This is a genomic window from Nocardioides sp. Z38_18, from assembly GCF_058215695.1.
Map to the genome: position 1 here is coordinate 1,343,141 of NZ_JBZAJE010000002.1, position 20,951 is coordinate 1,364,091.

21 protein-coding genes are annotated in these 20,951 nt (G+C 71.2%); 9 read left to right on the top strand and 12 right to left on the bottom strand.

Annotation, left to right across the window (positions count from 1 at the left end; translation table 11 throughout):
- The first annotated feature begins 95 nt into the window (after positions 1-95).
- Complete coding sequence (locus AC4BGC_RS17565; protein WP_490557203.1) at positions 96-1,994, top strand: arabinofuranosyltransferase; 1,899 nt, start codon at positions 96-98, stop codon at positions 1,992-1,994.
- A gap of 93 nt (positions 1,995-2,087) precedes the next feature.
- Here AC4BGC_RS17565 and AC4BGC_RS17570 read toward each other — a convergent pair whose 3' ends face one another.
- From AC4BGC_RS17570 to dnaB, 3 genes are all read right to left on the bottom strand, one after another.
- Positions 2,088-2,996, bottom strand: a complete 909-nt coding sequence (locus AC4BGC_RS17570; RefSeq protein ID WP_490556940.1) for a cation diffusion facilitator family transporter — start codon at positions 2,994-2,996, stop codon at positions 2,088-2,090.
- Positions 2,996-3,145 (bottom strand): ArsR family transcriptional regulator, encoded by a 150-nt coding sequence (locus AC4BGC_RS17575; RefSeq protein ID WP_490547131.1) that lies wholly within the window; start codon positions 3,143-3,145, stop codon positions 2,996-2,998. Before AC4BGC_RS17575 ends, AC4BGC_RS17570 begins: the two co-directional genes overlap by 1 nt.
- A 70-nt stretch (positions 3,146-3,215) precedes the next feature.
- On the bottom strand, positions 3,216-4,673 hold the full coding sequence (gene dnaB, locus AC4BGC_RS17580) for a replicative DNA helicase (RefSeq protein WP_490547130.1): 1,458 nt from the start codon (positions 4,671-4,673) through the stop codon (positions 3,216-3,218).
- 458 nt (positions 4,674-5,131) lie between these two features.
- Between dnaB and AC4BGC_RS17585 the strand changes: the two genes are divergently transcribed.
- Positions 5,132-6,505 (top strand): MATE family efflux transporter, encoded by a 1,374-nt coding sequence (locus AC4BGC_RS17585; protein ID WP_490547129.1) that lies wholly within the window; start codon positions 5,132-5,134, stop codon positions 6,503-6,505.
- Between the two features lie 170 nt (positions 6,506-6,675).
- Here the strand turns inward: AC4BGC_RS17585 and AC4BGC_RS17590 are convergent, their stop codons facing one another.
- Positions 6,676-7,266: an MBL fold metallo-hydrolase gene (locus AC4BGC_RS17590; RefSeq protein WP_490556941.1), complete on the bottom strand. Its 591-nt coding sequence runs from the start codon at positions 7,264-7,266 to the stop codon at positions 6,676-6,678.
- Between the two features lie 24 nt (positions 7,267-7,290).
- On the opposite strand from AC4BGC_RS17590, the gene AC4BGC_RS17595 reads away from it, so the two are divergent.
- On the top strand, positions 7,291-7,908 hold the full coding sequence (locus tag AC4BGC_RS17595; RefSeq protein WP_490556942.1) for a hypothetical protein: 618 nt from the start codon (positions 7,291-7,293) through the stop codon (positions 7,906-7,908).
- A gap of 70 nt (positions 7,909-7,978) precedes the next feature.
- Here AC4BGC_RS17595 and rplI read toward each other — a convergent pair whose 3' ends face one another.
- The 6 genes from rplI to AC4BGC_RS17625 form a co-directional block, all read right to left on the bottom strand.
- A complete protein-coding gene (rplI, locus tag AC4BGC_RS17600; RefSeq protein WP_490547126.1) occupies positions 7,979-8,422 on the bottom strand; it encodes a 50S ribosomal protein L9 in 444 nt (147 codons plus the stop codon).
- Positions 8,423-8,436: 14 nt separating this feature from the next.
- Entirely contained in the window at positions 8,437-8,673 is a 237-nt protein-coding gene (gene rpsR, locus AC4BGC_RS17605) for a 30S ribosomal protein S18 (protein ID WP_490547125.1), read from the bottom strand.
- An 88-nt stretch (positions 8,674-8,761) separates the two neighbouring features.
- Positions 8,762-9,352 (bottom strand): single-stranded DNA-binding protein, encoded by a 591-nt coding sequence (locus tag AC4BGC_RS17610; RefSeq protein ID WP_490547124.1) that lies wholly within the window; start codon positions 9,350-9,352, stop codon positions 8,762-8,764.
- A gap of 32 nt (positions 9,353-9,384) precedes the next feature.
- The gene (gene rpsF, locus AC4BGC_RS17615; RefSeq protein ID WP_490547123.1) at positions 9,385-9,675 is read right to left on the bottom strand and encodes a 30S ribosomal protein S6; all 291 of its coding nucleotides are present in this window, start codon (positions 9,673-9,675) and stop codon (positions 9,385-9,387) included.
- A 156-nt stretch (positions 9,676-9,831) separates the two neighbouring features.
- On the bottom strand, positions 9,832-10,128 hold the full coding sequence (locus tag AC4BGC_RS17620; RefSeq protein WP_490547122.1) for a winged helix-turn-helix domain-containing protein: 297 nt from the start codon (positions 10,126-10,128) through the stop codon (positions 9,832-9,834).
- Complete coding sequence (locus AC4BGC_RS17625) at positions 10,125-10,586, bottom strand: hypothetical protein (RefSeq protein ID WP_490547121.1); 462 nt, start codon at positions 10,584-10,586, stop codon at positions 10,125-10,127. The genes AC4BGC_RS17620 and AC4BGC_RS17625 overlap by 4 nt, the downstream gene beginning before the upstream one ends.
- Positions 10,587-10,622: 36 nt before the next feature.
- Between AC4BGC_RS17625 and AC4BGC_RS17630 the strand changes: the two genes are divergently transcribed.
- The 6 genes from AC4BGC_RS17630 to AC4BGC_RS17655 all read left to right on the top strand — a co-directional run bounded on the left by AC4BGC_RS17630 (position 10,623) and on the right by AC4BGC_RS17655 (position 16,985).
- Positions 10,623-11,993: a polysaccharide deacetylase family protein gene (locus AC4BGC_RS17630; protein WP_490556943.1), complete on the top strand. Its 1,371-nt coding sequence runs from the start codon at positions 10,623-10,625 to the stop codon at positions 11,991-11,993.
- A 36-nt stretch (positions 11,994-12,029) separates the two neighbouring features.
- Positions 12,030-12,839 carry a deoxyribonuclease IV gene (locus AC4BGC_RS17635; RefSeq protein WP_490556944.1) on the top strand — a complete coding sequence of 270 codons (810 nt, stop codon included), beginning with the start codon at positions 12,030-12,032 and terminating at the stop codon, positions 12,837-12,839.
- Positions 12,815-13,693, top strand: coding sequence for an alpha/beta hydrolase family protein (locus AC4BGC_RS17640; protein ID WP_490556945.1), 879 nt, complete (start codon positions 12,815-12,817; stop codon positions 13,691-13,693). The genes AC4BGC_RS17635 and AC4BGC_RS17640 overlap by 25 nt, the downstream gene beginning before the upstream one ends.
- A 281-nt stretch (positions 13,694-13,974) precedes the next feature.
- Complete coding sequence (locus tag AC4BGC_RS17645) at positions 13,975-14,625, top strand: acetyltransferase (RefSeq protein ID WP_490556946.1); 651 nt, start codon at positions 13,975-13,977, stop codon at positions 14,623-14,625.
- A 148-nt stretch (positions 14,626-14,773) separates the two neighbouring features.
- Positions 14,774-15,901 carry a lipid II:glycine glycyltransferase FemX gene (locus AC4BGC_RS17650; RefSeq protein ID WP_490557205.1) on the top strand — a complete coding sequence of 376 codons (1,128 nt, stop codon included), beginning with the start codon at positions 14,774-14,776 and terminating at the stop codon, positions 15,899-15,901.
- Between the two features lie 4 nt (positions 15,902-15,905).
- Entirely contained in the window at positions 15,906-16,985 is a 1,080-nt protein-coding gene (locus AC4BGC_RS17655; protein WP_490556947.1) for an alanine racemase, read from the top strand.
- Here AC4BGC_RS17655 and AC4BGC_RS17660 read toward each other — a convergent pair.
- Both AC4BGC_RS17660 and AC4BGC_RS17665 read right to left on the bottom strand, forming a co-directional pair.
- The gene (locus AC4BGC_RS17660; protein ID WP_490556948.1) at positions 16,978-18,519 is read right to left on the bottom strand and encodes a glycosyltransferase family 87 protein; all 1,542 of its coding nucleotides are present in this window, start codon (positions 18,517-18,519) and stop codon (positions 16,978-16,980) included. The genes AC4BGC_RS17655 and AC4BGC_RS17660 overlap by 8 nt on opposite strands.
- Positions 18,516-20,840 carry a transglycosylase domain-containing protein gene (locus AC4BGC_RS17665; protein WP_490556949.1) on the bottom strand — a complete coding sequence of 775 codons (2,325 nt, stop codon included), beginning with the start codon at positions 20,838-20,840 and terminating at the stop codon, positions 18,516-18,518. The genes AC4BGC_RS17660 and AC4BGC_RS17665 overlap by 4 nt, the downstream gene beginning before the upstream one ends.
- Positions 20,841-20,951: the final 111 nt, after the last annotated feature.

Below are 20,951 nucleotides of genomic sequence, written 5' to 3' on the forward strand. Positions count from 1 at the left end.
CCACGGCGGGAGCAGACGGGCCCGGAGAGGGGTCTGACCCCGTCCCGGTCCCGGTCGCTGCTGATCCCCCGAGGAGGCGGCCAGGGTTGATCACCGTGGGCGCGGCCGCCGTCGTGGTGGCGCTGACGTTGCTGGGCTGGACCACCTGCTGGGCGCTGGCGGCGCTCCTGGACGCCGCCACGTCGGTGCCGGTGCCACTGCCCGCCCCGGTGATGCACCGGGTGACGGTGGCCGGAGTCCTCGTCGTCGCGGTCGTCGGCGCGGTCCTCCGCCCGGCGAAGGCTGCCCACGTCGTGGTCGCCGGCACGGGCGTACTTCTCGCCGGCGGCGGGACCCTCGCCCTGCACGGCACCGCCTGGGGCTTCACCGGCCTCTACTCCGACGCGGGCTTCCGGACCCAGGCCGTGACCCGGTTCGCCGACTCGCCCGCGCTCGCCGACTACGCCTACAGAGGGCTGGGCGCCTACTACCCGCCTGCGCTGCCGTGGCTGGAGGGACGTGCCGCCGCGCTCGTCGGGATCCCCGGGTGGGCGGTGATGAAGCCGGTGGAGCTGCTGTTGTGCGCGCTGGTGCCGTTGCTGTCCTGGTTGCTGTGGCGGCGCCTGCTGCCCGACCTCTCGGCCGCGGTGGTGGCTTCGGTCGTGTGCGTCGCCACGATCATCCCCACCAAGCCCGACGAGTGGCTGGTGCTGTCGCTGGTGCTGCCGTGGTGGCTCGAGCTCGCGCGCGGCGTACGCCGTGAGGACGTCCGTGCCTGGTCGGCACCGGCCCACGGGCTGGTGCTGGGTCTGCTGCTCCTGTGGCACACGTACTTCTTCGTGCCGCTCGCCCTGGCGAGCGTGCTGGGAGTGCTCCTCGACCTCGCGCTCCGGCGCCGCGTCACACCGGCTCCCCGGCAAGCGGTCGTCGTCGCCGCGGTCGGGCTGGTCGTCGCGCTCCCCGGCTGGCTGCCGATGGCGCTCCAGCACCTGCGCGGCCTGCCCTCGGACGACCTGCAACGGCGGTGGAGCCCGCTCGGGTACCTGTCACCGCCGGAGCCGGGCCTCGGCGACGCGCTGTCGGTGCTGGGACTGGTCGGGCTGGTGTGGGTGGTCTGCACACTGTGGCGCAGTCGGCTGGCCGCCGGGCTCGCCGTCGCCTGGGTCGCGGCGTACGCCTTCATGGTGGTGGGTCAGCGGGCCCAGCGCTGGGGAGTGGCCCTGCTGCCGGAGAAGTCCGAGGAGCTGTGCATCGCCCTGATGGCCGCCACTGGTGCCGTCGCGCTGTGCCGTGTCGCGACCCTGCTCAGGGGTCGGCCGTTGCCGGTGCGCGCCCTCGTCGGCGCCCTCGTCGTCCTGCTGGTGGCCCAGCCCGTCCAGGAGCTGCTCGACGAGCGGATCGGCCGGCCGGCGGCGGTGGCCCAGCACATCCGCTACCCCGGCGGGTCCTTCCCTGCGGGAGGTCCCCCGGAGGAGGGCTCGCACTGGCACGCCTGGGGCGTGCGCCCCGACGGGTCGGGACCCTCGGTGGCCCAGGTCGAGCGGGCCTGGGAGGAGCTGCGCGGTGAGCCGCTGCGCTCCGGGACCGTGCTGGTCTCGGCGCGCGCCGACGTGCTGGCGACCAGGCCGGCCCACGCGTTCATCACCTGGAAGAGCATCTACTCCCATCCCCAGGGCCAGTTCGCCGCCCGACTGCGCCTGCTGCAGCGGGTCGCGGCCTGCGACACGGCGAGGTGCGCGTGGCTGCTGCTGCGCAACAACGTGCTGGACCCGGTAGACGGCCTGGTGCTGAACCGGTCGGGCGAGGAGCTCTACCTGACCGTCACCGTCGACGACTTCCCCGACGCGTGGCGCCCGGTGCGGGTGAGCTTCTCCGAGGAGCTGTTCGCCGCGCCGTACTTCCAGCGCCGAGACGTCGCCGGTGCCGTCGTGATCGCAGTGCGGCCTGCGGCACCGAGACCGGTCCGGACTGCCCCGGACACGTCGCACCAGGAGGCGGCCTCTTCCGGGCGGTGAGTCGAGCCGTGGTCGAGCCTGAAGCCCTCCGGGCGGGCACAGCCAGGACGGTCCCTGAGGGCCGGGAGCGCCGCAGCGCTCAGCAGGGGTGGATCACCAGTCCAGGGCCTGGCAGCCCGGCTGCTCGGCGGGCTCGACCTGGAGCGTCGCGTGCTCGATCCCGTGGTCCCTGCTCAGCACCGTGCGGGCCCGGTCCAGCACCCCGGGTCCCGCGTCGGCGGAGTCTGCGACCAGATGTGCGGTGGCGACGTGCATCCCGGAGGTCAGCGTCCAGATGTGCAGGTCGTGGATGCTCGTGACCCCGTCGATGGCGCACAGGTCGGCGGCCACGTCCTCGACGTCGGTCCCGGCCGGGACGTGCTGCCCCAGGATCGCCAGCACCTCGCGCCCGAGCAGGACCGCGCGCACGGCGACGAACGCACCGATCGCCAGCGCGACCAAGGTGTCCCAGTAGGACTCTCCCGTGCTGAGCACCAGGACCCCGGCGAGGATCACCCCGACCGACCCGGCGGCGTCGGCGACGACCTCGAGGTAGGCACCCTTGACGTTGATGCTCTCGGCGGCTCCGGCGCGGAGCAGCAGCATCGAGACGAGGTTCACCAGCAGGCCGAGGGCGCCGACGGCCAGCATCGGCCCGGTCTCGACGGTGACGGTCTCCCCGATCCGCAGGAGCGCCTCGATCACGACGTACGCCGCGACGCCGAGCATCAGCAGGACCGTGAACCCGGAGGCGAACACCTCGGCCCGGTAGGAGCCGTAGGTGCGCCGCCCCGTCGTGTCCTCGCGGGTCGCGATCCGGGTCGCGAGGAGCGCCGCCCCGAGTGCGACGACGTCGGCTGCCATGTGGCCGGCGTCGGAGAGCAGCGCCAGGGAGCCGGAGAGGAGCCCGGCGACGAGCTCGACAACGAAGAACGACGCGACCAGGCCGAACGCGACCGCGAGCCGCCAGCGGTGCCGGGCACCGGCGTGGCCGGTGTGCCCGTGGGAGTGCCCCGCCCCCATCAGGCGGGCACCCCCGAGGAGGTGACCAGGCCGCAGTCCCTGAGGCAGGCGAGGTGCTGGGAGACCGTGGACACCAGCGCTGCTTCACTGAGCCCGGGCGCCTCGTGGTCCGGCGTCGACGCGGCCCCGTCCTCGCGTCGCATCGGCATCCAACGATGCTAGCGCTGGGCTGTGGCAGCTGGAGCGAGATCCACCAGTCCCGGGAGTGACTCCCGTCAGTCAGTGCGCCATGTCCACGAAGCGGCTGTAGTGGCCTTGGAAGCTGACCACGACGTCGCGGGTGGGGCCGTTGCGGTGCTTGGCCACGATGATGTCGGCCTCGCCGGCCCGCGGGGACTCCTTCTCGTAGACGTCCTCGCGGTGGAGCAGCATCACGATGTCGGCGTCCTGCTCGATCGAGCCCGACTCACGCAGGTCGCTCATCATCGGACGCTTGTCCGAGCGCTGCTCGGGACCACGGTTGAGCTGCGAGAGCGCGATGATCGGGACCTGGAGCTCCTTGGCGAGGAGCTTGATCTGGCGCGAGAACTCCGAGACCTCGACCTGGCGGGACTCCACCTTCTTGCCGCTGCTCATCAGCTGGAGGTAGTCGATCACGATCAGCTTGAGGTCGTGACGCTGCTTGAGGCGCCGGGCCTTGGCGCGGATCTCCATCATCGTCATGTTCGGGCTGTCGTCGATGAACATCGGAGCCCCGGAGACCTGACCCATCTTGGGGCCGAGCTTGTTCCAGTCGTCGTCGCTCATCGGGCCCTTGCGGATGTTGTTCAGCGGGATCTTCGCCTCGGCCGAGAGCAGCCGCATCGTGATCTCGCTCTTGGACATCTCCAGGCTGAAGAAGCAGCTGGTCAGGTTGTTGTGCACCGAGGCGGCTCGGCAGAAGTCCAGGGCCAGCGTCGACTTCCCGACCGCGGGACGGGCGGCGACGATGATCATCTGCCCCGGACCGAAGCCGTTGACCAGCTCGTCGAGGTCCGCGAAGCCGGTGGGCACGCCGTTGGCGGCGCCGTCGTTGTTCGAGATCGCCTCGATCTCGTCCAGCGTCGCCTCCATGATCGCCGACAGCGGCGCGTAGTCCTCCTGCTGCCGCTTCTCGCCGATCGCGTAGACCTCCTGCTGGGCCGCGTCGACGGTCTGGTCGACGTCGCCCTCGCCGGCGTAGCCCATCTGCGCGATCTTGGTGCCGGCGTCGACGAGGCGCCGCAGGATCGCCTTCTCGCGCACGATCGTGGCGTAGTAGCCGGCGTTGGCGGCGATCGGGACGCTGGCCGAGAGCGTGTGCAGGTAGGGCGCGCCACCGACCTTGACCAGCTCACCGCGGCGCTGCAGCTCCGCGGAGACCGTCACCGGGTCGGCGGGCTCGCCGCGGCCGTAGAGGTCGACGATCGCGTCGTAGATGATCTCGTGGGCGGGACGGTAGAAGTCCGCGCCGCCGATCTGCTCGTTGACGTCGGCGATCGCGTCCTTGGAGATGAGCATCGAACCCAGGACGCTCTGCTCGGCGTCGGGGTCCTGCGGGGGCATCCGTCCCGACCAGTGCTCCTGGTTGCCGCCGGGGTCGTCGCCGAAGCCGCCGGGGTAGCTGCTGGCGAAGGCGTCGTCGGTCCAGGAGCCCTCCGCGACTCCCGAAGAGCCCCTGCTCGACCCCTGAGTGGGGATCCCGCTCGACTCCGTCATGCTCACCCGTTGCCTCTTCCTCGCGCCCGTAGCCTTGAAGGTAGGTGCCCGCACCGACAACTCCGGGACTGCCGACCTCGTGTGTTCGGATGGGTCGTCGTACGGCGCTGCGCCTACCCGGACGCCGCACAGTAGGCGCGATCGGGGCGGAGCACCAAGACCGTTATCCACAGGACCCTGTGGATAACCCTGTTGATCATGTGGAACACGCCGACCAGCCTGGGTACGGCCTGTTGGTAGGGCTGTGGACAACCAAAATTCTTTGCCGCCCATATGCCCTCTGACCTGCAGGAACGTTGGCGCACAGCCTGTGGACAAAAGATTTCTGGACCAGTGGTGTTCACTTGTTGTCCACCTCACGGCGCTGTGTTTGTTTGTCGACAAAGCCCCCTGACGGACGGGATACCCACAGAAAAGCCGGGTTTTACACAGGTTTCCCGACCGCCTAGCCTCACCTCGTGATAACCGCTCGGGGGTCCAGCCGGCGCGACCGCCGGGCGGCGCAGGAGCATGAACGGTCGGTACGCCGGCAACGCAACCGGGCCCAGGACCGGGAGATCCTCCGGCTCGCGGTGCCCGCCTTCCTCGCGCTGGTGGCCGAGCCGGTGTTCCTGCTCTCGGACTCCGCGATCGTCGGGCATCTCGGCACCGCGGAGCTGGCCGCGCTCGGGATCGTCTCCGCGGTGATGGGGACCCTGGTCAGCCTGTCCATCTTCCTCGCCTACGGCACCACCGCGTCCGTCGCCCGCCAGGTCGGAGCGGGCAACAGCCGGGCCGCGCTGGCCCAGGGCATCGACGGCCTGTGGCTGGCCACGCTGATCGGCACGCTGCTCACGGCGCTCACCATCCCCCTGGTCGACCGGCTGGTCCGCCTCTTCGACCCCAGCGACCACGTCGCCGACCTCGCGGCCACCTACCTGCGGGTCGCGTTGCTGGGAGCGGTGCCGCTGCTGCTGATGCTGGCCGCCACCGGGGTCCTGCGCGGGCTCCAGGACACCCGCACACCGCTCGTGGTGGCCGTCGTGGGCAACATCGCGAACATCGTCCTGAACTTCGCCCTGGTCTACGGCGTCGGCCTCGGCTTCGTCGGCTCCGCGCTCGGCACCCTGCTCGCCCAGCTCGGGTCGGCGGTCGCGCTGGTCTGGGTCGTGCTCCGGGCGGCCCGGCGGGAGTCGGCCTCGTTGCGCCCCGACCTGCCCGGGATCAGGGCGGCGGGCCGGGCCGGCGTACCCCTGATCATGCGGACGCTGATGCTGCGCGCCTCCCTGCTCGTGATGACCTATGCCGCGGCCCGGCTCGGCGAGGACGACCTCGCCACGATGCAGCTCGCGCTGACGATCTGGACCTTCCTGGCCTTCACCCTGGACGCGGTCGCGATCGCCGCCCAGGCGATCACCGGGCGCTACCTCGGGGCCGCCGACGCCGAGGGCACCCGCGCCGTCACCAGGCGGATGGAGCGCTGGGGCTGGCTCAGCGGCGTGGCCACCGGTGTCCTGCTCGCCGCCCTGGCTCCCGTGCTCGGCCACGGCTTCACCAGCGACCCGGCCGTGCTCGACCTGCTGGTGCCGGTGCTGCTCGTGGCCGCGGCGGCCCAGCCCCTGGCCGGCATCGTGTTCGTGCTCGACGGAGTACTGATCGGCGCCGGCGACGGGGTCTACCTGGCGTGGGCGCAGCTGGTCACGCTGTTGCTGTTCGCGCCGGCGGCCTGGGTGGTCGGCGACGCCGGGCTCACCTGGCTGTGGGCCGCGTTCGCGGTGCTGTTCATGGGCGGGCGCGCGGTGACGCTGCTGCTGCGGGCCCGGGGGGACCGGTGGATGCGGATGGGGGCGTAGCGATCGATCGGCTCGCCCCTCGTGGTCTCGACGGGCTCAACCACCACTCGGGGTCAGGATGGGTGGGCGGCCAGGAACTTCCTGATGGCGCCGCGGGGGTTGTCGCGGATCTCGGGGCCGTGGGTGAAGGCGGCCGTGGAGTACTCCAGCTCGCCGAGGCGGTGGGCGGTCTACGTGGTCATCGCGAAGTCGGAGCACAGGAACTTCATCGGCCAGCGCATCCCGAGGACGTTGAAGATGGCGTCCCCGGTGATCAGCACCCCGGACTCCTCGTGCAGGTAGGACGCGTGCCCCGGTGAGTGGCCCGGGGTGTGCACCACCCGGATGCCGCCCGCGACCGACAACACCTGCCCGTCGGTGAGCTCCTCGCCCACGGTGACCTTCTCGGTCTTGGGGTCGGGGAGCCTGCGGAACAGTCTCCCGAGGCGGAAGGACGGGTCGTTGTCGGGCTGGGTGCCGGTGCGCACGTACTCCGCGTCCTCGGCGTGGACGTCGACCGGCAGGCCCGTCTCCCGGGAGACGTACGCCGCGCCGCCGGCGTGGTCGGGGTGGCAGTGGGTGAGCAGCAGCCGGGTGACCTCGCTCGGGTCCGAGCCGATCGAGCGCAGCGCGGCGATCACCTTGGGGCCCGAGGAGGCCAGGCCCATGTCCACCAGCGTGACCTGGCCGTCGGAGTCGCGCAGGGCGAAGCCGTTGACGTAGTCGCCCAGCAGGGGGATGCGCCACACCCCGGGGGCCAGCAGCACCGGTGCTTTCGCCATGGCCGATGACCCTACAGTTGCGCCATGTCGCCGCTCCAGAGAATCGCCATGGGCCTGGTGATCATCGTCGGCAGCGCGCGGTTCCCGGCCGACCCGTCCCCGGCCTGGAAGAGCTACGACGCGCTCGCCGACCCCGTCGGCTGGGTGCTGGTGCTCCTCGGGGTCTTCGCCCTGGCCCGCACCGACGAGGCGTTCGAGACCAGCCGGTGGCTCGCCGTGCTGGCCGCCGTGGTCAGCGTCCCGATGTGGCTCCCGCAGGTACAGCACCGGCTCGACGATTCCGGGGAGTGGTTCGTCTCGCTGCCGCAGATCGCGTTCTGCCTCGTGCTGAGCCGCGAGATCGGCGTGCTCGGCGTACGCCGGTCGCCGCAAGACCCCTACGTGGCCAAGCGGTTCGGCCTGCTGGTGTGGGGGTTCGCCCTGGCCGGCGTACTGCCGGTGGTCGCGCTCGGCGGCGACGTGCCGGCCCTGGAGGGGCCCACGTTCACGTTCTCTGCGCTGGTGAACGTCGCGCTGGTCTACTTCCTGTTCCGGGTGCACCGTCGCGAGTGGCTCGGCGGTCCGGGCCCGCTTGAGGTCGCCCCCAAGGACGGCCCGGTGACCGGGCCCGGGATGCGCGAAGGCCGCCCGCCCTCGAGGTGAGGGGGACGGCCTTCGCAAGGCTGTTCAGCTCAGGCGGATCGCCTCAGCGGATCACCTCAGGCAGATCGCCTCAAGCAGGGACCACGTTGAGGTTCACGGTCGCCTCGACGTCGTCGTGGACGCGCACCTTGACGGTGTGGGTGCCCAGCGACTTGATCGGGTTGCCCACCACGATGGTGCGCTTGTCGACCTCGCCACCAGCCTCGGCGATCGCGTGCGCGATCTCCGCAGCGGTCACGGCGCCGAACAGGCGGCCGCCCTCGCCGGCGCGGACCTTGACGGCGTACGTCGAGCCCTCCAGCGTGGCCTTGACCTGCGCGGCGTGGTCGGCGTCGCGCACCGCACGGGACTCGCGGGCCTTCTTGATCGACTCGATCGTCTTCTCGCCGCCGCGGGTCCAGCGCATGCCGAAGCCGCGCGGGATGAGGAAGTTACGGCCGTAGCCGTCCTTGACCTCGACGACGTCGCCGGCGGAACCGAGACCGGTCACTTCCTGGGTAAGGATGAGCTTCATGATGTCGTCTCCTCTCAGCGTGCCGTGGACGTGTACGGGAGGAGGGCGACCTCACGGGCGTTCTTGACCGCCGTGGCGACGTCGCGCTGGTGCTGCACGCAGTTGCCGGTCACGCGCCGGGCACGGATCTTGCCCCGGTCGGAGATGAACTTGCGCAGGAGGTTGGTGTCCTTGTAGTCAACGCCGGACGCCTTTTCCTTGCAGAACTGGCAAACCTTCTTCTTGGGCTTGCGAATCACTGCTTTGGCCATTGTGGAGCTCCTTCTTGAGCCCGGCCCAGAGTGATGACTGTGGCCGGAATGGTTTCGGTTGAATGTGTGGTCGTGCGGGTGGGACGACTCAGAACGGAGGCTCGTCGGAGCTTCCGGTCGCCCACGGGTCGTTCTGCGGGGCGCGGCTGGGAGCCTGACCGCCCTGCTGGCCGCCCCACTGGTTCCCGCCACCCTGGTTCCCGCCGCCCTGGGCAGGCTGGGCAGCAGGCTGCCCACCCTGTGCGGGGCTGGAGGCCCACGGGTCGTCGCCGCCACCGGTGTTGCCACCGCCGTAGCCGCCGCCTCCGCCGCTGCGCTGGACGCGCGCGACCTTGGCGGTGGCGTACTTCAGGCTGGGTCCGACCTCTTCGACATCGAGCTCGACGACAGTGCGCTTCTCACCCTCGCGGGTCTCGTAGGAGCGCTGCTTGAGCCGCCCCTGAGCCACGACGCGCATCCCCTTCTGGAGCGACTCGGCGACGTTCTCGGCCGCCTGGCGCCAGATCGAGCAGTTGAGGAACAGCGTGTCGCCGTCCTTCCACTCGTTGGAGTTCTTGTCGAAGGCGCGCGGCGTCGAGGCGATCGTGAAGTTCGCGACCGCGGCACCGGACGGGGTGAACCGGAGCTCCGGATCTCCCGTCAGGTTCCCGACGACGGTGATGACTGTCTCGCCTGCCATGTGGTTCTCCTTGTTGTCAGGATCGAATGCGCTCAGTGAGCGTCGGGACGGAGAACCTTGGTGCGGAGGACCGACTCGTTCAGCGTGAGCTGGCGGTCGAGCTCCTTGACGGTCGCAGGCTCGGCCTGCAGCTGGACGACGGCGTAGATGCCTTCGGCGTTCTTGGCGATCTCGTAGGCGAGACGGCGGCGACCCCAGACATCGACGTTGTCGACACTTCCACCGTCGTTGCGGACGACGTTGAGGTACGTGTCGAGCGATGGCTGAACGGTTCGCTCCTCGAGGTTCGGGTCGAGGATGATCATGAGCTCATAGGCGCGCATAGCGTTCTCCACCTCCTTCGGACTCAGGCGGCCACGGCGTTTCCGTGGCAGGAGGGCTGTGCGGTGTCGACCCACCCATCGGGGGTGGGCGACGCGCAAGGTTAACAAGCAGGGTGCCCCGGGGCGAAATCGTTGTCCACAGGTTGCTGGGCGACCTCATTCACCGAGCAGCCGGCGCAGGGTGGCGCTGTGCCGGGCGAAGGCCGCCCGGCCCGGCTTGGTGATCTTGTAGCTGGTGACGGCGCCGCGCCCACGGCCGGTCTTGCTCACCGTGATGTAGCCGGCCTGCTCGAGCGCCGAGGTCTGCTTGGACAGGTCGGAGTCGCTGATCCCGAGGTGGTCGCGCAGGAACGGGAAGTCCGTGGAGGCCGAGGCTGCCAGCACCGCGACGATCGCCAGCCGCTTGGGGGCGGAGAGCACCGGGTCGAGGTCGGCGAGTGGGGAGACGCTCATCCCAGGCGCTCCCGGACACGGGCCGACGCGCGGGCGTAGCTGCGCTCGTACGCCGCCACCAGGGCCCAAGCCGCCAGCACACCGGTGCCTGCTCCCCACCACACGCCCAGGGCAACGGCGACCCCCCATACGGCCAGTGCCACGACCACGGCACCGCAGACCAGCAGCGTGAACGGTCCACGGAGCTCCCTCGGGCTCTTGCCGGTGGGGTAGGTGCCCCGGACCCGGCGCATCCACCACACCGCCACGAGCATCACCACCACGTGCAGCAGCTGGGACAGCGACTTCTCCACGCCGTCGAGCACTCCGAAGGTCAGGGTGTAGGTGCCGGTCCAGATCCCGAACCCCAGCGGCCACCACCAGGCCATCGGCGGGTAGGACACCCAGGGGGCGGCCTCACCCCGCTCGATCTCGCGGAGCTGCTGGACGAGGTCGTCGCGCGGTTCATTGGTTTCCATGTTGGAAACTTATCGGATCACTTTCCAATACGTCAAGTGATCGCGGCGCCGCCGTGGGCGGTTGGAGCCGGGGTGATGATGGTCAGGGTGGAGACGCCTATCCCGGACGGCACCGCCGACGACGGCGACCGGGTGGCGGGCGGTGGGGCTGGCGACGGCCCCCGCAGCGGTCGCCGCGGGCTGCTGGGTGCCGCGGTCGGCGCCGCGGCCGCGGCAGCGGTGGGCGTGCCCCTGGCCAAGGGCCAGGTCGACGACTGGGTCACCGAGGACCTCCCCCGCGTCACCCCCATCCGGGTCTCCCGCCGCTCCTCCGGGCTGCTGACCGACACCTCGAGCGGCTTCGTCGACTGGTTCCGCGCGGGCGAGGTCAGCAACGTCACCGAGGCCAAGGCCGGCACCGGCTCGGTGCGGGTCCGCACGCCCCGCGACTCCGAGGCGGTGGCGAACGCGCTGCGGGAGTTCGCCTCGGTGGACATGTCCGCGATGCAGCTCAAGCTGTGGGTGCGCGTCGACGACTGGGAGGCCCTCGGCGCGAGCCAGGTCCGGCTGCACTCGACACCGAAGGCGTTCTTCTCCGTCCAGATCGGCGCGGCGATCGCCCGCCCGGCGCGCGTCGACGGCGAGTGGACCGAGGTGGTGCTGCCCAGATCGGCGTTCACCGACCGGGAGGGCCAGCCTCGGTGGTCCTCGATCACCGCCCTCGCCTTCACCGCGTGGTCCCCAGCCGGGACGGTGGTCGAGCTGCTGGCCTGCAACGCGGTGCTGGTCCCCGACTCCCCGGCACCCGGCGTGGTCTCCCTGACCTTCGACGACGGATGGGCCAGCCAGGCGCGCGCCGCGCGGCTGATGGACCAGCACGGGTGGGTCGGGACGGCGTACGTCATCCCCGAGCGGCTCGGCTCCGCGGGCTATCTCACCCTTCGGCAGGTGGAGGACCTGCACGACCGTGGCTGGGACATCGGCGGGCACGACGACGGCCCGCTGCGCTCCTTGGACGACGGGGAGCTGCTGGAGCGGGTGAGCGCCACCGCGGCCTGGCTGCGGGAGCGGAACTTCCGCGGCCGGCAGCACTACGCCTACCCCAACGGGTCCGTCGACGACCGCGTGGCTGCGGTGGTGCGGCGGTTCTTCGCCACCGGCCGCACGATCAACCCGATCAACCAGTCGCTGTCCTGGGTGCAGGAGGAGCGGCTGAACGCGGTCTCGGTCTTCGCCGATCAGGCCGACTCCGAGGTGCGCGCACTGGTCGACGGCGCGGCCAGGAACGGCGACTGGGCGAGCTTCGTCTTCCACAAGGTCGGTGACGAGGGCGACGACATCTCCTGGACCGAGGAGCGGTTCCGCTCCTTCCTCGACCACGTCGCCGCCTCCGGCGCCGTGGTCCAGCCTGTCGGCGGGGTGCTCTGAGGTGCCGCACCCCTGAGCCGCTCCTAGGATGGCGCCATGAGCGCGAGCCCACAGATCCCCATCGGTGCCCACGTCGAGCAGTCCGACCCGATCGCCGAGGCCCAGGCCCGAGGGACCTCGCTGGTGCAGTTCTTCCTCGGGGACCCGCAGAGCTACAAGGGCCCCGAGGTCCGGTACGCCGCCGGGGCGGCCGCCCTGCGGGCCGAGGCCGAGGAGGCGGGCGTGGACCTCTACGTGCACGCTCCCTACATCGTCAACGTGGCCACGACGAACAACCGGATCCGGATCCCGAGCCGCAAGCTGCTCCAGCAGCACATGGACGCCGCGGCCGAGATCGGAGCCAAGGGCCTGATCGTGCACGGCGGCCACGTGAACAAGACCGACGACCCCGAGAAGGGCTTCGACAACTGGCGCAAGGCGATCGAGGCCACCGACCTCAAGATCCCGCTGCTGATCGAGAACACCGCGGGCGGCGACAACGCGATGGCCCGCCACCTCGACCGGATCGCCGGGGTCTGGGACGCGATCTCCTCGGCCGAGGGGTTCGAGCAGGTCGGCTTCTGCCTGGACACCTGCCACGCCTGGGCCGGGGGGATCGACCTGCCCACCGCCGTGGAGAAGGTGCGTGCCATCACCGGCCGGATCGACCTGGTGCACGCCAACGACAGCCGGGACGCCTTCGGCTCGGGCGCGGACCGGCACGCCAACTTCGGCAACGGCCAGCTCGACGAGCACGACTTCGCCGGCGTGGTCCGCGACGCGGGCGCTCCGGTCATCTGCGAGACCCCCGGCGGCGCAGCCGAGCACCAGGCGGACTTCGCGTGGCTGCGCGAGCACGGGGTCTGAGACTCTCCCGGCGCAGCCTGCTCGCACTCGGCGCCGGCCTCCCGCTCCTCGCCGGGTGCGGCGGGGAGGAGCCCGTCGCCCGGGTGCCCCCGAGCCCACCGGCCACCGGCGTCCGCCGGATCCGGTACGGCGAGGACCATCGCGACCAGTTCGCCGACCTGCGTCTTCCCGGGCGTGACCCGGTCGCCACTGTGGTCCTGCTCCACGGCGGCTACTGGCTCCCGCAGTACGGCCTGGACCAGCTGGACCCGTTGGCGGAACGGTTCACCTCGATGGGCTTCGCCACCTGGAACGTGGAGTACCGGCGTACCGGCGCCGGCGGCGGGGTCCCGGCCACGCTGGAGGACGTGGCCGCGGCCGTGGACCACCTGGACGGACCGGGCCTCCCCGCCGGGCTGAGCCGCCGCGTCGTCGTGGTCGGCCACTCCGCCGGTGGCCACCTGGCGGCCTGGGTCGCCTCGCGCACGTCCGCCACGCCTGGAGGGCTGCCCGGCTTTCCGCTCCGGGGCTCGATCTCGCTGGCCGGCGTGCTCGACCTGACCCTGGCCGCGACCCGGCCGGCCTCGAGCGAACCGGTGACCGCCTTCGTGGGCGGCGGCCCCGACGAGGTGCCGGACCGCTACGCCGGGGCCGACCCCACGCTCCTGGTCCCGGCCGGCTGCCCGGTCTGGGCCGTGCACGCGGTGGACGACATGGTCGTCCCCGCCGAGCAGAGCCAGCGTTACGTCGCCGCCGCAACCGCTGCCGGCGCCGTGGTGGAGCGGGTGGTGGTCCCCGGCGACCACTACACCGTCGTCGACCCGGCTGCGGCGTCGTTCCCGACACTGACGAAGCTGGTGCGAGCCGCGGTCTAGCCCGTCCGGGCCACTCCGGGACTGCCGGACGGGTCGTCTCCGACGGCTCGTCCCCGCCGATATCTGCGGCTATTCGGGCTATGTCCGGTCACAAAGCCGGGCCAATCGACGAGACGACGGCCCACCAGGCCGGTGGGGGCCTGCCCGCGAGTGATTGACCCCCCTGAAAACCCGGGCCAACAATGGTGGCTCTACTCGCGGGAGCAACGTATGGGTTCTTCAATCTCGGGGATGGACCACCAAGCATCCGCCTCACTCGTGTCTCGGCCCGGGGCGCGGTCGTGAGGCCGCTGATCCTGGTCGGCGCGAGCGGGCTGGCCCGCGAGGTGCTCGCAGTGACCCGGATGGACACCCCCTCGCGGAGGGTGCGGCTGCTCGACGAGGACCCCACGATCTGGGGGTCCGTCCGTTCGGGAGTCACCGTGGAGGGTGGCCTCGAGCTCGTCCACGACGAACCCCGGGGCGAGGTGGTCGTGTGCGTGGGCAGCTCCCTCGCACGCAGGGCGATCGTCAGGCGGTTGACCGACCTCGGTGTACGCCGCGAGCGCTTCGGCCGCGTGATCCACCCGTTCGCCGACGTCGGCGCCGGCTCCACGGTGGGACGGGGGACGATCCTGCTCTCCCAGGTGGTGCTGACCGCGGACATCCACGTGGGGGACCACGTCGTGATGATGCCCAGCTCGACCCTGACCCACGACGACGTGGTGGAGGACTTCGCCACCCTGGGTGCCGGGGTCTCGCTCGGTGGTGGCGTGCGAGTGGCATCGGGCGCCTACCTGGGGATGAACTCCTCGGTCCGCGAGCACACGCACGTGGGCCGTGACTCCGTGCTCGGGATGGGCGCTGTGCTGCTGCACGACCTCCCCGCCGGCCAGGTCTGGGCCGGCGTCCCGGCCGCGGAGCTGCGACCGGTCGAGGAGGCGGCCTCCTGAGGCTGCCGCCGGACGGCCTCGGCCGCCGGGCAGCGGCCTGAGTCGCCGCAACCGGGTCCAGTGCCCCCGTTAGGCTCCTGATGTGGCCAACCAACCCCTGACCGTGCGCACGATCACCGCCGAGGAGCACCTCGCGCTGATCCGCTCGATGTCCCGTCCGGCCGCGGGGACCCCGACCGGCTCGGCCAGCTTCCTGCAGACCCCGGCCTGGGCGGCGGTGAAGCCGGAGTGGCGCTCGGAGTCGATCGGCTGGTTCACCCGCAGCAGCACCGGCAACGAGAACATCGTCGGCGCCGCGCTGGTGCTCTACCGCCAGCTCCCGAAGCTGAAGCGGTTCCTGGCCTACCTCCCCGAGGGCCCGCTCATCGACTGGACCACCGAGGACCTCGGCGCCTGGCTGGAGCCGATGTCGGCGTACCTGCGCGAGCAGCACGCCTTCGGCGTCCGGATCGGCCCGCCCGTGGTCACCCGGCGCTGGAGCGCCGCCCAGATCAAGGAGGGCATCGCCGACGACTCGGTCACGTCCCTGACCGCGCTGCCGCCGTACGAGCGCAGCCAGGTCGGCGCCCAGGTGGTCTCCCAGCTGCGCCAGCTCGACTGGAGGCCGCAGTCGGCCGAGGGCGGCTTCGCGGCCGGCCAGCCGCAGTACAACTTCTGGATCCCGCTGGTCGACGAGGACTCCAACCCCCGCAGCGAGGAGGACCTGCTGGCGGGGATGAACCAGCAGTGGCGACGCAACATCAAGAAGGCCGCCAAGCTCGGCGTCGAGGTGGAGCGCGGTGAGCCCACCGACCTCAAGGCGTTCCACGAGCTCTACGTGCTCACCGCCGAGCGGGACCACTTCACCCCGCGGCCGCTGAGCTACTTCGAGACGATGTTCGAGGCGCTCGGCGCCGAGGAGCCCGACCGGATCCGGCTCTACCTGGCCCGGCACGAGGGCGACCTCGTGGCGAGCACCATCTGGATCCGGGTCGGCACCCACGCGTGGTACTCCTACGGCGCCTCCTCCACCGACAAGCGGGAGGTGCGCGGCTCCAACGCCATCCAGTGGCAGATGATCCGGGACGCCGTCGCTGCCGGCGCGCACGTCTACGACCTGCGCGGGATCACCTCCACCCTCGACGCGAACGACGACCACGTCGGGCTGATCCAGTTCAAGGTCGGCACCGGAGGCGAGGCCGTGGAGTACGTCGGCGAGTGGGACCTGCCGCTGCCGGGCGCCACGAACAAGGCGATCTACCGCGCCTTCGAGCTCTACATGTCGCGACGGGGCTGAGCCGATGACCCTGAACCTGCGCGTCGACGGCGACCGGTGGCGAGCCCACCTCACCGAGGTCCGCGACCGGCACCCGGGGCTGGTCCCCGTGGCCAAGGGCAACGGCTACGGCTTCGGCCTGGGCCGGCTCGCACGCAAGGCCGAGTGGCTCCGCGCGGACACCCTCGCGATCGGCACCTACGAGGAGCTCCCAGAGGTCGAGAAGCGGTTCGACGGCTCGATCCTGGTGCTCACCCCCTGGCGGCCGTTCAGCCCCCCGCCCGGGGACCCGCGCGTGATCCACACCGTCGGCCGCCTCGAGGACCTCGCTGCCCTCGCCGAGCACGGCAGCGAGGGCCGGCGCCCGCGGGTGGTGCTGGAGCGGCTGACCTCGATGCTGCGCCACGGGTTCACGGCCGCTGAGCTGCGCAAGGCCGGCCGGGCCGCGCTGCGCGACGGAGGCGTGCAGGTCGAGGGCGTCGCCCTGCACCTTCCTCTCGCCCCGAGGTCGCAGGGGACCTCCCACATGCGCGAGATCGAGCGGGTGATGGACGACGTGGTCGCGGCGGGCCTGGCCCAGCACGAGCATCCGCGCGCCCGCACCATCTGGGTCTCCCACGTCGCCGAGGTCGAGCTGGCCCTGCTGGCCCGCAAGTACCCCGACTTCGTGTTCCGCCCGCGCATCGGCACCAGCCTGTGGCTCGGTGACCGGGGCGCCCTCTCGGTCCGGGCCACGGTCCTGGACTCGCACCCGGTGCGTCGCGGCGACGCCTACGGCTACCGGGGACGCTCCGCCCCGCGGCAGGGCACCATCCTCGTGGTCTCCGGCGGCACCTCCCACGGCATCGGGCTCGAGGCCCCCACCGGCGAGTCCACGATCAGGTCCAAGGCGGTCTCGATCGCCCGCGGAGGGCTCGACGCCGCCGGGCTGGTGCGCTCGCCGTACACCGTCGACGGCAAGCAGCGCCTGTTCGCCGAGCCGCCCCACATGCAGGCCTCGATGCTGTTCCTGCCCCAGGGCACCCGGGTGCCCGAGGTGGGCGAGGAGGTCGAGTGCCGGGTGCGGTTCACCGTCACCGGGTTCGACCACATCGAGATCAGCTGAGGGTCGACCCCGACCGAACGGCCGGCCCGGCCCCGGGCTCGGCGTCGGACACCGACCCGGCCCGGGACTCGGTCTCGTCCGGAGCGCCTGGCTCGGGCTCCGGGTCCGTACGCCGCACCGGGTCGTGCTCGGGGCGCAGGATGTCGCGGATCACCACCGCCACCAGGTAGAGCTCGGCCGCGACCCGGACCCAGATGGCCAGGTCGTAGACCGGGACGCTCCCGTTGGCCGCTCCCTCGAGCCAGCCGCCGAGGTACCACCACACGGCCGCGAAGTAGAACAGCTCCCCGGCCTGCCAGATGAGCAGGTCGCGCCAGCGGGGCCGGGCCAGGACCGCCAGCGGCAGCAGCCAGAGCACGTACTGGGGCGAGTAGACCTTGTTGACCAGCAGGAAGGCGGCCACGACGAGCAGCGCCAGCTGCGCCAGGCGCGGGGTCTTCGGCGCGGCGAGCCCGAGGACGGCCACGCCGCCGCACAGCACCACGAACAGGGCCATCGAGAGCACGTTGATCGTGGGCAGCGAGAGCTGCGTCCCCTGGTGGGCGAGCGCGAGCCACACCGAGCCGAGGTCGGCCCCACGGGACTGGTTGAACTCCCAGAAGAACTTCCACTGCTCCGGGCCGGTGAGGTAGGCGGGCAGGTTGGCCACCACCATGGCCGCGGCCGTGCCCAGCGCCGCCCAGGCGAGCGGGACCAGGCGGCGTTCGCGCCAGCAGATCACCAGGATCGGGCCGAGGAGGAACAGCGGGTAGAGCTTCGCCGCCATGCCCAGCCCGATCAGCACGCCCGTGAGCAGCGGCTTGTCCCTGGACCACGCCCACATCGCCCCGACGACGAACAGCACCGGCAGCAGGTCCCAGTTGATCAACACGGTGGCGTACAGGCATGGCGAGAGCACGAACAGCAGCGCGTCCCAGGGTCTGTGCGGATGCACCCGGGCCAGCAGCCAGGTCGAGGCCAGCCCCATCAGGCACAGCAGCAGCGCGGTGAACAGGAAGTAGGTGTTCACCTCGGTGGTCATCCCGGGCAGGGACCACAGCGAGTCGGGGCTCGCCTCGTGCCGCTGGTCGACCGGTGGACCGCTCGGGTCCAGCTGGACCGCCTTGGCCGCCAGGTAGGCCAGGTAGGAGATCCCCACGGGGTACTCCATCACCTGGTAGCGGCCGCCGTTGTCCTCGTAGGGCCACAGTCCCTCGATGAAGCCGCGCCCGGCGTACATGTAGGGCACGTCGGAGTAGCACATCTTGGCGTAGCGGGCCTGGTCGCCGGTCCAGTTGGTCTTCAGGCAGGGCTGGTGCTGCACCAGCGTCAGGGCGAACCCGACGGAGAACAGCGCCAGCAGGACCCGCACCGGTATCCACCAGCGGTGCGGCCGGGCGTGCCGGCCGACCGGCCCGCCCGCCACCTCGCTCAGATCCCTCGCGAACGGGTCCGTGAGCGTGGGCGCGACGACCGCCTGGGGCTCGGCGGCGGAGATGGCTCCGCCGTCAGGCCCGGGCGGGTCGGCGCCCGGCGTACGGCCCGCAGGGGTCACGGGTTGCAGGTGGGGTCAGTCGGCTGGCAGTCCGGAGGACCGGGGTCCGGCGGCGGGGGTGGCTGCGGCGCCGGGGCGTCCGGCGTGCTCGGCGCCGGAGCCGGGGTCGTCGGTGTCGGGGTCGGGGTCGGCTTGTCGTTCTTCTTCTTCGGCTTCGGCGAGGGCTTCGGCGGCGGCGTGTACGGCGCGTGGCCCTCAGCGGGAGCCTCCCCGTCGACGAACGCCGGCGGCGGGAAGCTCTCGACGTCCATCCCGTCCATCAGCGACCGCATCACCGCGGTCCACGTCGACGCCGGGTAGTCCCCGCCGTAGAAGCTCGGGAGGTAGCCGTTGAGTGCCTCGTTGCCCTTGCCGCGCGAGTACATCACCGCGGTGGCGATCTGCGGGGTGTAGCCCACGAACCACGAGGAGGAGACGTCCTCGTCCTCGTTGGTCGCCGTGCCGGTCTTGGCCGCGGCCGGGCGCCCGAGTCCCAGGGCGGTGCGTGCGGTGCCGCTCTGGACGGTCTGCTGCAGGGCGTAGCTCACGTCGGAGGCGAGGTCCTCGTCCAGGGCGCGGTCGCTCTTGCGCGGCACCCGGTAGAGCACCTTGCCGTCCGAGCCGCGGGTGACCCGCTTCACCGTGAACCAGTTGTGCCGCTTGCCGCCGTTGGCGATCGTCGCGTAGGCGTTGGCCATGTCGATCGGGCTCACGGTCGCCGAGCCCAGCGAGACGGCCGGGAACGGCTTGAGCCCGGGCGCGTTGCGGGGTACGCCGAGGGCGTTGGCCATCTTGATGACCTTCTCCGGGCCCTCGTCCATCGCGGTGGTCAGGTCGACGTAGGCGGTGTTCACCGAGTTCTGGGTCGCGGTCAGCAGGCTGATCGCGGAGCCGTAGCTGCGCCCCTTGCCCTCGCCCTGGTTGCCGACCTCGCCGCCGCCGCCCGGGAGCTGGAAGGGGGCGTTGCCGTCGAAGGTGTCCTTGAGGCTGAACCCGTCCTTGAGCCCGGCCGCGAGCGCGAACGGCTTGAACGACGACCCCGGGGAGCCGCCGAGTCGTGCCCAGTTGAGCTGGCTGTCGAGGTAGTTCTGGCCGGCGTAGAAGCCGACCAGCGCGCCGGTCTTCACGTCGACGGAGGCCGTGGCGACGTGCAGCTTCTTCAGGCCCTGGGGGCGCTCGGCGAGCACTCCCTCCTCGGCGGCCTTCATCGCCTTGCGGGTGAAGGTCGTCTCGACCCGCAGCCCGCCCGCGTCGATGGCCTCGTCGTCGAAGCCGATCCGGCGCAGCTCGTCCTTGACCATCGTGAGCATGAAGCCGCGCTGGCCGCCGTACATGTTGCTGGTGCCGGACTTCACGACCTTGGGGAGCTTGCCGTAGTTGTTCTCGGCCTCGGCCGGGTCCAGGTTGCCCATCGAGACCATGCCGCGGAGCACGTAGTCGTAGCGCCTGATCAGCGCGTCACGGCCCGCGGCGTCCCGGTCCGGACGCAGGTAGTTCGGCGAGTTCAAGATGGCGGCCAGCATCGCCGACTCCGGCACGGTCAGCTTGCTGGCCGGCTTGTTGAAGTAGGCGTTCGCGGCGGCTTGGACGCCGTACGCACCGCGGCCGTAGTAGATGGTGTTCAGGTAGCCCTCGAGGATCGCCGACTTCGACTTCTCCTGCTGCACCTTCAGGGACAAGAAGGCCTCCTTCACCTTGCGGCTCAGGGTGCGCTCCTGGGTGAGGTAGAGGATCTTCACGTACTGCTGGGTGATCGTGGAGGCACCCTGGGTGGCGTTGCCCTTGGCGTTGGAGGACGCCGCGCGGATGATCCCCTTGGGGTCGATCCCGCTGTTGGTGTAGAAGGTGCGGTCCTCCGCGGCGATCGCGGCGTTCTGCATCGACATCGGGATGTCGGCCAGGGGGATGGACTCGCGGTTCTGGTCGGCGAAGCGACCGATCTTGGCCTTGCCGCCGTTGTAGTAGACGAACGTCGACTGCGCCTCGAAGGCCTTGTTGGCGTCGGGGATCGTGGTGTTGCGGTAGGCGAAGTAGCCGATCGCGGCCAGGATCAGCGAGCTGACCAGGCCCACGACCAGCAGCCACTTGAACGCCGACCTGACCCGGGAGCCGATCGTCCTGGGCTCCTTGGCTGCGGCCGCCTTGCCCTTGGCAGAGCTGGCCTTCGTGGCGCCGACCTTCGTGGTGCCGGCCTTCGTGGTGCTGGCCTTCGTGGTGCTGGCCTTGCCCTTCGCGGCGCCGGGCTTGCCGGTGCCGTTCTTCCCGGCGCTGGACTTCTTCTGGGCAGCACCGGATCCCGACGAGGGCTTCCGGGGCCCGGGCACGTTGGATCTGCCGCTCACTGAGAACTCTTTCCTCGCTGCGTCATACGTCTCGCAGAGAGGGTACGGGTTCTGGCGACTGTCGGGGACACCGTCGGGTGACCCGAAACACACCCTTGTGCTGGTTCACCC

Excerpts from the sequence above, each read along its gene's own strand:
- AC4BGC_RS17570 (WP_490556940.1), bottom strand. The coding sequence starts at position 2,996 with ATGGGGGCGGGGCACTCCCACGGGCACACCGGCCACGCCGGTGCCCGG.
- AC4BGC_RS17575 (WP_490547131.1), bottom strand. The coding sequence starts at position 3,145 with ATGCCGATGCGACGCGAGGACGGGGCCGCGTCGACGCCGGACCACGAG.
- dnaB (WP_490547130.1), bottom strand. The coding sequence starts at position 4,673 with ATGACGGAGTCGAGCGGGATCCCCACTCAGGGGTCGAGCAGGGGCTCT.
- AC4BGC_RS17590 (WP_490556941.1), bottom strand. The coding sequence starts at position 7,266 with ATGGCGAAAGCACCGGTGCTGCTGGCCCCCGGGGTGTGGCGCATCCCC.
- AC4BGC_RS17595 (WP_490556942.1), top strand. The coding sequence starts at position 7,291 with ATGTCGCCGCTCCAGAGAATCGCCATGGGCCTGGTGATCATCGTCGGC.
- rplI (WP_490547126.1), bottom strand. The coding sequence starts at position 8,422 with ATGAAGCTCATCCTTACCCAGGAAGTGACCGGTCTCGGTTCCGCCGGC.
- rpsR (WP_490547125.1), bottom strand. The coding sequence starts at position 8,673 with ATGGCCAAAGCAGTGATTCGCAAGCCCAAGAAGAAGGTTTGCCAGTTC.
- AC4BGC_RS17610 (WP_490547124.1), bottom strand. The coding sequence starts at position 9,352 with ATGGCAGGCGAGACAGTCATCACCGTCGTCGGGAACCTGACGGGAGAT.
- rpsF (WP_490547123.1), bottom strand. The coding sequence starts at position 9,675 with ATGCGCGCCTATGAGCTCATGATCATCCTCGACCCGAACCTCGAGGAG.
- AC4BGC_RS17620 (WP_490547122.1), bottom strand. The coding sequence starts at position 10,128 with ATGAGCGTCTCCCCACTCGCCGACCTCGACCCGGTGCTCTCCGCCCCC.
- AC4BGC_RS17625 (WP_490547121.1), bottom strand. The coding sequence starts at position 10,586 with ATGGAAACCAATGAACCGCGCGACGACCTCGTCCAGCAGCTCCGCGAG.
- AC4BGC_RS17635 (WP_490556944.1), top strand. The coding sequence starts at position 12,030 with ATGAGCGCGAGCCCACAGATCCCCATCGGTGCCCACGTCGAGCAGTCC.
- AC4BGC_RS17650 (WP_490557205.1), top strand. The coding sequence starts at position 14,774 with ATGTCCCGTCCGGCCGCGGGGACCCCGACCGGCTCGGCCAGCTTCCTG.
- AC4BGC_RS17655 (WP_490556947.1), top strand. The coding sequence starts at position 15,906 with ATGACCCTGAACCTGCGCGTCGACGGCGACCGGTGGCGAGCCCACCTC.